This is a genomic window from Eubacterium sp. BIOML-A2, from assembly GCF_009680135.1.
GTDB lineage: Bacteria > Bacillota > Clostridia > Lachnospirales > Lachnospiraceae > Faecalicatena > Faecalicatena contortus_B.
The window spans coordinates 44,108-50,107 of the sequence record NZ_WKZK01000034.1 but is presented as its reverse complement, the minus strand read 5'-3'; the positions used below and the strand labels follow the sequence as shown (position 1 = coordinate 50,107).

The 6,000-nt window shown below is 46.5% G+C and carries 4 protein-coding genes; 2 read left to right on the top strand and 2 right to left on the bottom strand.

Annotation, left to right across the window (positions count from 1 at the left end; translation table 11 throughout):
* Positions 1 to 128: 128 nt before the first annotated feature.
* The gene (locus tag GKG43_RS13105) at positions 129 to 779 is read right to left on the bottom strand and encodes a PAS domain-containing protein (protein WP_050639667.1); all 651 of its coding nucleotides are present in this window, start codon (positions 777 to 779) and stop codon (positions 129 to 131) included.
* A gap of 168 nt (positions 780 to 947) precedes the next feature.
* Positions 948 to 1,841 carry a LysR family transcriptional regulator gene (locus GKG43_RS13100; RefSeq protein WP_050639668.1) on the bottom strand — a complete coding sequence of 298 codons (894 nt, stop codon included), beginning with the start codon at positions 1,839 to 1,841 and terminating at the stop codon, positions 948 to 950.
* A 459-nt stretch (positions 1,842 to 2,300) separates the two neighbouring features.
* Here GKG43_RS13100 and GKG43_RS13095 point away from each other — a divergent pair, with 459 nt between their 5' ends.
* Together GKG43_RS13095 and GKG43_RS13090 are read left to right on the top strand one after the other, a co-directional pair.
* On the top strand, positions 2,301 to 3,245 hold the full coding sequence (locus tag GKG43_RS13095; RefSeq protein WP_055150550.1) for a glycyl-radical enzyme activating protein: 945 nt from the start codon (positions 2,301 to 2,303) through the stop codon (positions 3,243 to 3,245).
* Positions 3,246 to 3,394: 149 nt separating this feature from the next.
* Entirely contained in the window at positions 3,395 to 5,764 is a 2,370-nt protein-coding gene (locus GKG43_RS13090; RefSeq protein WP_055150547.1) for a formate C-acetyltransferase/glycerol dehydratase family glycyl radical enzyme, read from the top strand.
* Positions 5,765 to 6,000: the final 236 nt, after the last annotated feature.

The window sequence follows — 6,000 nt, the reverse complement described above, 5'->3', positions numbered from 1 at the left end:
TCTAGAATCACTTAGCAGCATGGGTGCATATCGCAACGGCATATACAGCCCCAGCACCTCCCCGGCCTCCCTGTCATGAAGCGTCCCCGTCCGTCGACAGGACTGAAGCCTGTCAACTAAATCCCGATTTATTGGTCCGGTAAGTTTTTCAGATGTGCAAGTTCCCTATACACAGTAGGTATGCTGCATCCCAGAATGCGTGCAATCCGCGGAACCGATCCTTTGACCAGGAAGACCTTTTTTTCCTGGAGTTTAGAAAGGATTGCTATCCTGTCATTTCTTGAAAACTCTGTAGGGACGTCCTCATGGTACAGGCCGTGCAGTGTCTGGGCAATCGCATTAGAGACACTGTCCTGAAAGGTCTCACTGTCTGAATTATCGCTGTTGGCAACCTTTGCTTTTCCTGTCTCAAGACCACCAAGCATTAGCGCGATGTTGCTGAGCAGCTGGTAGTCTGTTGTATCCATGTTGATACAGAGCATTCCCAGAAGGGTATCACCAGATTTTATAAAATATGTGGAAGAGCGGAGAAGCTTGTTATTTTCTGTATGACCTGAATAGCTTGCTATGTAATCCCGGTTCCTCCATTCTCCGCTGCTGACCATTTTTTTGGCAAAGTCTGTCATAGGGGCGCCTACGCTGCGTCCGCTGATATGGTTGTTTGTAATGGCGACAATACTTTCTGTTCTGCAATCCAGAACTGCCACCTCAAAGCTCTTTCCAAGAGCCTCCCCCAAAAAAGGAACAAGATTCATGTAATAATTCATAAGATCATCCATATGCATCACCTTAATAAAATTTGTCTTTTAACTATCTTACTGAAAACCATATATAGTTGATTGGTATATTCATTTACCAACATATGGTAAATTCAGCCTATCATGAATTTGACGCAAGGTCAAGGCATCTCATAATCCCAAAATGTCAAATGTTAGTGTAACGTTACTCTATACCGGCCGTGAATCAGGAAACTGGCGGAAATAGTTCTGTGCAAACGTGATAAATGCCCGGCTGATCGGAGAGATGGAATTGAGATCATTGTATATAATCCGTATTTCCCTGAAAGGCTCTTCGATCAGCGGCTTTGCAGTAAAAGGAAGGTTCAGGTATTTTTTAAAGGACATCTCCGGGAGAATGCTGACGCCAAGGTTCTGGGCGATCATGGAGACAGTCAGGTTGTCATCGGAAACGGAGTAGACGACGTTAAGTTTTAACTGATATTTGCGGATCAGCTGCCCAACCTGATGGTTTGGTCCTTCACCCGGCATGATGAATACCTCCGACTCCAGATCGTGCAGGGATAGCGCCTCCTTTTCGGTGAGGGGATGGCCGCAGGGAAGGATTGCCTGCAGGCTCTCACGGAACAGAGGAATCGTCTTAAAAGGAAGCTCTGCAGATACGGACGAAAATCCAAAATCCACCCTGCCGCCGGCAAGCATTTCTTCGACTTCTTCATAATTGCCGTCAATGATTACAATATGAATTTTTGGATACTGCAGATTAAACTGGCGCAGAAGGTCCGGGAAGCATTGGATTGCCAGGCTCGGGATTGTGGCAATGCATAGTGTGCCTGATTCAAATTCGTGGTAAGAGGTAAGGGTAAAGTCCAGCGTGTTCTGTGCGTCTACTATATTGCGTATGTGAGGGAGCACATCAATCCCTGCCCGTGTGAGGCTGATGTCATTATTTTCACGGTTTAAAAGTTTAAATCCAAAGGATTTTTCAAGGGTAGAGATGGAATGGCTGACCGCGGACTGCGTATAGCCGAGTTCATTGGCAGCTTTTGAAAAACTGCGGTGCTCCAGGACTTTGAGAAAAATTTCGTATTTTACAGTATCCATAAATTCCTCCTAAATTGTGCAATATAACGGCAACTTTTATAAGCCACTTACAAATGGCTAAAGAGCCATATAAGTTTACTGGATATATATGTTTATGAACATGCATGCGATTTCATTTCTGATAACCCCGCGGAAGGTGATCTGGTGTTTCGTGCACTATGAACAAAATGATAATATTTTTTTATTAAAATTTACCCTATGAAAAAAAGTGAACAGCAGAATGAAAATTACTTGTTGGATTTTTAACGATTTTATTGGTACGATAATTTTATAAAAATTGATTGATTATTTCGACGAAATCAAATAAAAACAAATGAAAGTCTTGAATTATTGAGTAATTATAAAGCAAAAGTTTTGAAATTACAACTACTTTTTTGAGGATGCAATGAAAAGTGAACAGCAGAGCAGAAGAACAAAGTGATAATTAATTATTAAAAAACGTGCGAGGGAGAGACGATTATGGAAGAGTTGACAGGCAGGATTTTTAATATTCAAAAATGTTGTAACAGGGATGGGCGCGGGATGCGGACCACGGTCTTTTTTAAGGGCTGCGGGCTCCGCTGTCTCTGGTGTGCGAATCCGGAAGGCATCTCCTTTAAGCCGGAAATCACACTGAATCCTGTCAATTGTATGGGATGTGGTTTCTGCCTGAAGAAATGCCCCAATGGCGCCGTCTTTCTGGACGAAGAGGGTGCGATGCAGTACGACCGGGCAAAGTGCACTGCCTGCGGACTTTGTGTACAGCTTTGTCCCACTGAGGCGAGAAAGCAGTTTGGGCAAGATTACACGGTAGATGAATTGTTCAGGCGCATTTATCAGGATCGCTTTTATTTCGAGCATTCCGGAGGCGGAGTAACATTTTCCGGAGGAGAGACCTTGATGCAGCCCCGGTTCCTGTATGCGATTGCAAAGAAATGCAGGGAATATCACATCAATGTTGCGATAGAGACCTGCGGATGCGGGGACTATGAAGCTTTTGCCCCCTGTCTGGACTACATAGATTTTATTTATTTTGACATCAAGCATATGGACAGCGGGATGCACCAGAAGATTACAGGCAGGCCAAACGAAGAAATTCTGGAGAACTTAAAAAAAATCTGCGCCCATGGCAATGAAATCTGTGTGCGCACCCCGGTTGTTCCAGGGTGGAATGATTCGGATGAAAATATCCGGACCACGGCACAGTTTATCAGTACTCTGCCTGCCGTACGGCGGTACGAACTGCTTGCATACCACAGGCTTGGCATTAACAAATATAAAATACTGGACATCGAATATCCGCTGCCGGATATCGAGGAGCCGGATACCGGCCATATGCTTCATCTGGTGGAAGCGGCTAATGAAATACTGATTCCTGCAGGAAAGAAATGTTTTTATAACATTGACAACAGTGCAGATGAGTAAGGCGGGCCAGGCACATCACTATGCTGATAGATCGGGAACGGCATCAGAATAAAGCCTGTGAGCGATTGCTAACTTTGGAAGTACAGCAGTATGCTCCAAAGTTCAATAAGATAAACAACTTAACAAATTTTCAAAAAGGAGGAAACACAATGAGCAGTAACAAAGTTGAATTCCTAAAGGCGCGGCTGCGCGACACCAATCCGTCTATTTCCCTGGACAGAGCCAGACTGGTAACCGAATTTTACCGGACCCCTTCCGTTGAATCTCCGATTTCCAGGAAGGCACATTTGCTGGAATATCTGTTGAAAAACATGAAAATTTTCATCAATCCACAGTCCATTTTTGTGGGAGACCATGGTGAGAGATACAGATCTGTTCCCGCATATCCGGAATGGGGCTCAAACTGGATACTGGAGGATATCGATACCTTTGATACCCGCTCCACCGACAATATGGAATGGGTGAACCCCGGAGACAAAGAGGAACTGATCCGGATCTGTACGGAATGGAAGGGACATGGTTTCAGAGAGATTGTAGACAGTAAGATTCCGGACGATATGAAGCAGGCCGCCCTGGACGGTTTAATTACAATCGGTTCACGTATCGTTTCCACAGCAAGCCATATGCCGCAGTATGATGTGATTTTCCAGAAGGGCTTCCGTAAATTGATCGAAGAGATTCAGGAAAAGCTGGATCATATAGAACATTATGACTTTATTACCCAGGAGCAGAAAGATACATGGGAGGGGATGCTGGTCACATTAAATGCAGCGATTATGTTTGCACACCGTTACGCGGATCTTGCCCGTGAGATGGCACAGACAGAGGAAGATGAAAAACGCAGAGAAGAGCTTTTACGTATTGCCGTCACCTGCGAACGTGTTCCGGAATACCCGCCGGAGACCTTCTATGAGGCCATGCAGTTCTTCTGGTTCATTCATTTGATCTATCAGATAGAGAATGCGGGACACAACCATTCGGTCGGACGTTTTGACCAGTTTATGTATCCCTATTTCCAGCATGACATTGAGGCGGGAATCGCTACGGAAGACGATATCGTTGAGATGATCGAATGTATGCTGATCAAGTGGACCGAAATATTCGAGCTGCGTGACCATATTGAAGCAGAAGCCTATGCCGGATTCCCAATGTGGACGAACCTTACCATCGGCGGGATTGATGCGGACGGTAAGAATGCGTGCAACCGCCTGACTTACCTGTTCTTAGAGGCTGCGGACGGGGCACAGACGACACAGCCTGCGATCTCCTTCCGTTATAACAAGAAGATCGACAGGGAAACCTTCAGAAGAGCTCTTAAGCTTACCCAGAAGGGTCTCGGACAGCCGGCATTCTTCAATGATGATATTAATATTCCGCGTGTACTGGCAAATGGATGCAATGATATCCGCGAAGCCCGTGACTACGCGATTGAGGGATGTGTAGAGGCACAGGTTCCGGGCAAAACGGATTTCCGCCCTGTTGCCGGATTTATCAATATCCTGAAAGTACTGGAACTGACGATGTTCAATGGAGTGGATCCGAAGACGGGCCGCCAGTTTGGGCCGAAGACAGGCACAATGGAAGAGATGGATACCATGGAAAAATTCATGGACGCCTATAAGGCACAGCTGTCTTATATCATCGATTACCACCTGAAGGCATATGGAATCTGTTCCGCACTTCATTCACAGATCTGTCCGACGGTATTCGCATCTACCCTAGTGGACGGCTGTATTGAAAAGGGCCGCATCCTGCAGAAAGATGGCGCAAAATACAGCAGTACCGGCACCTTCATCAGCGGCGTGGCTAATGCAGCCGATTCGCTGGCCGCGATTGACCAGGTTGTTTTCCGCCAGAAACTGCTGACCCTGCCGGAACTGGTTGAGATACTTGCCAATAATTATGAGGGGCATGAGGAATGGCATCAGATGCTCCTGAATAAATATGTACACTTCGGCAATGATGAAGATTTAGTAGATGATTACTGCCGCCAGGTTGTAACCTACTGTGCAGAAGAAAACCGTGCACATAAAGATTCCCGCTTTGGCCAGTATGAACTGATCCTTCTGAACCAGACTTATAATATCTGGCAGGGACGTGTCGTAGGCGCTACGCCGGACGGACGTATGGACGGGGAGCCGCTTGCGAACAATGCTTCACCTTCCAACGGTATGGATCGCAATGGCCCGACCGCAGTAGGCAACTCCATCGGAAAGATGGATACGATTATGGTTCCAAAGGGAGTTCTGGTAAATCACAAGTTTGACCCTGCCGTTGCAAAGGGCGAGAAAGGGCTGGAAATGCTGGAATCATTTGTGAAAGGTTACTGCGAAGCAGGCGGGCAGCATGTGCAGATCAATGTAGTGGATTCGGAGACCCTGCGTGATGCCCAGGCACATCCGGAGAACCATAAGAACCTGATGGTGCGTGTGGCAGGCTACTCCGCATTCTTCGTAGAGCTTGACCCGCGTGTACAGGAAAATATCATCGGGCGTACAGAACATACCAACTGCTGTTAATTCATGGGGCCGTATCATAGCTTATTTTGCAGCTTGCAGCGAACCCGCCCCGTCGGGGTATACATTATTCTGCAGCTATGCTGCAGATCCGCCCGCAGGGCATGAGTTACGGGGTGCCCTTTGGGTATACATTATTCTGCAGCTTGCTGCAGACCCGCCCACAGGGCATGTATTACGGAGTGCCCTTTGGGTATACATTATGGGAACGCTTTAGTATACATACATGGCGGCAGTCT

Bases quoted from the DNA above. Each gene is read 5' to 3' on its own strand.
- GKG43_RS13105 (WP_050639667.1), bottom strand. From the start codon at position 779: ATGGATGATCTTATGAATTATTACATGAATCTTGTTCCTTTTTTGGGG.
- GKG43_RS13100 (WP_050639668.1), bottom strand. From the start codon at position 1,841: ATGGATACTGTAAAATACGAAATTTTTCTCAAAGTCCTGGAGCACCGC.
- GKG43_RS13095 (WP_055150550.1), top strand. From the start codon at position 2,301: ATGGAAGAGTTGACAGGCAGGATTTTTAATATTCAAAAATGTTGTAAC.
- GKG43_RS13090 (WP_055150547.1), top strand. From the start codon at position 3,395: ATGAGCAGTAACAAAGTTGAATTCCTAAAGGCGCGGCTGCGCGACACC.